Source organism: bacterium (assembly GCA_040755795.1).
Taxonomy (GTDB): domain Bacteria; phylum UBA9089; class CG2-30-40-21; order CG2-30-40-21; family SBAY01; genus JBFLXS01.
This window is the reverse complement of sequence record JBFLXS010000587.1, coordinates 1-2021: the sequence shown is the minus strand read 5'-3', so window position 1 is coordinate 2021 and position 2021 is coordinate 1. Positions and strand designations below refer to the sequence as shown.

Sequence of the window (2021 nt, the reverse complement as noted above, 5' to 3'; positions counted from 1 at the left end):
ACTCCATGTAAGTTTATACCTAATTTCTTAATCGCTTTATTTTAATAGAGTTATACATACACTAAAATTTGTTCCTCGTCAAACAAAATGTAGTTTTTCTTGGCAACACTCACTCAAGATGTGACCCCCAATTCACAAGATGTGACCCCCAATTCATGCAATTCAAGATGTGACCCCCAATTCATGTGACCCCCAATTCAAGATGACCCCCAATTCAAGATGTGACCCTCTGACCCTGACCCCTCTCTGACCCCTCTTGACCCCTATTTCCTTCTATTTCCTTGCAAGATGTGACCCCTATTTCCTTTCTCTTTCCCTAGTTTAAAAAAATTTATCTTTCTATTAGGTATCCTCGACATTTTTTTTTAAAAAACTTTAATTTTTTTTAATTGACCCCAAACCTGCTTCTTTATCTGTTGTCTCTAACTCCTTGTTATCCAAAGAGATAACTCGTACCTAAATCTATACCTATTGTCAACACTCACTCAAGATGTGACCCCTATTTCTTGACCTATTTCTTGACAAGATGTGACCCCTATTTCTTGACTATTTCTTTGACCTTTTCTGTTATCTGATTTATTTCCATGTCTTCTCTGTTCTGTTTCTCTGCGTCTCTGCGGTAAATTACCACCTGAACGGTTACCAATTTTTAATTAAATTTAGCAGGTTTTACCAAAATAGTAGAAGATATTTTTAAAAAATTCTCGGTCAGCCTCTTGACAACTTCAGATATGTATGATAATCTTTATTGAGGAAGAAAATATGCACAAAAAGTTCATCCTCGGATTTATATGTGGTATAATTGTGGGTGTGCTACCTTTGGGAATTAAATTTTGGCTACATAAAGAGGCTGAACAACCGAGTTTTACTCATCTGCAAATTTCAAAAGAACCACTAAAAAAAGGGATAGTAGAAATTTTTTATCCTGAAGAAAATGCTACTCAAAAAAAACTCGCTCATCAAATATTAGAAATTTTAGTCAAAGAGTATGAAATGATAGAAAAGGTTCTAGAAATTCCTCAAGAGAACCTCTTATCATATCAACCTTATGGACTGGTTTTTTGTGAAGACATAGATGATATATTTTTAAAATATACAAATAAGGGTTTAGTTCGGGTAGATGGGATATTATGTTATCCCGTTGTTGCAGAGACAGGTTTTCCCTTTCGTGACGCCAAAACTCGGCTTCGACTTGTCTATACCTTGCCCAAAGAATTGGTTAAAGGTATCATAAAAGAAAAATTAAAATTAAAAGAGGATGGAGTTTGGTTTGCCGAAGGGATAGGTGGGTATATTGGATTTTTATGCTGGCAAAGATTTGACCGATATGCCTTTTTTAATTATGAATATCCGAGAATACTTAAATTATACGCTAATAAAAAACCGGGTCAGGAAACGATAGACCTGACAGATTACCAAATCTCCAAAGAATTGGAATATTTCTATACTCCAGCCTCTACCTTTATTATAATTGACCTGGTAAATCGACATGGTCGAGGGATTGTGGCTAAAATTATCTCTAAATTGACAACCTCCAATAATAAAATTGGCTCTAAAGAAATAGCCCAAACTATTAAAGAATTAACTGGTGATGATATACTTTCAGGATTAAAGGTAGTCTCTTTAGAGAAGGTTGAGGAAAGATTTAAATCATTGAAGTTAAAATTATTATAGGTTAGGGTGTATCCACATAATTAAATGAATACACTATTGTGGTGTTGAGTAAGTTTTGCACGGGATATCATCAGATTTCATAACCTGCAAACGGATAATTGGTAACTGGTAATTGGTTAAATAGTTTCGTCCTGAGATCAGCCGAACGATATTTAATTACCAGTTACCAGAATCAAATTCTGTGCGTTATTTGTTCAACACGACACTATCAAAGAGGAAGGGATATGAAAGAGGATAAATTCAGAGACGAATGTGGCATTTTTGGCGTTTATGGTCATCCAAAGGCAGGCAGATTAACATATCTGGGTATATTTGCCTTACAACACCGTGGACAAGAAAGTGCCGGG

The 2021-nt window shown here is 35.2% G+C and carries 1 protein-coding gene; it reads left to right on the top strand.

Annotated features, from left to right (window positions below; genetic code table 11):
* Nucleotides 1-735 precede the first annotated feature (735 nt).
* Nucleotides 736-1674, top strand: a complete 939-nt coding sequence (locus AB1414_20000; GenBank protein ID MEW6609696.1) for a hypothetical protein — start codon at nucleotides 736-738, stop codon at nucleotides 1672-1674.
* The last annotated feature ends 347 nt before the right edge of the window (nucleotides 1675-2021 follow it).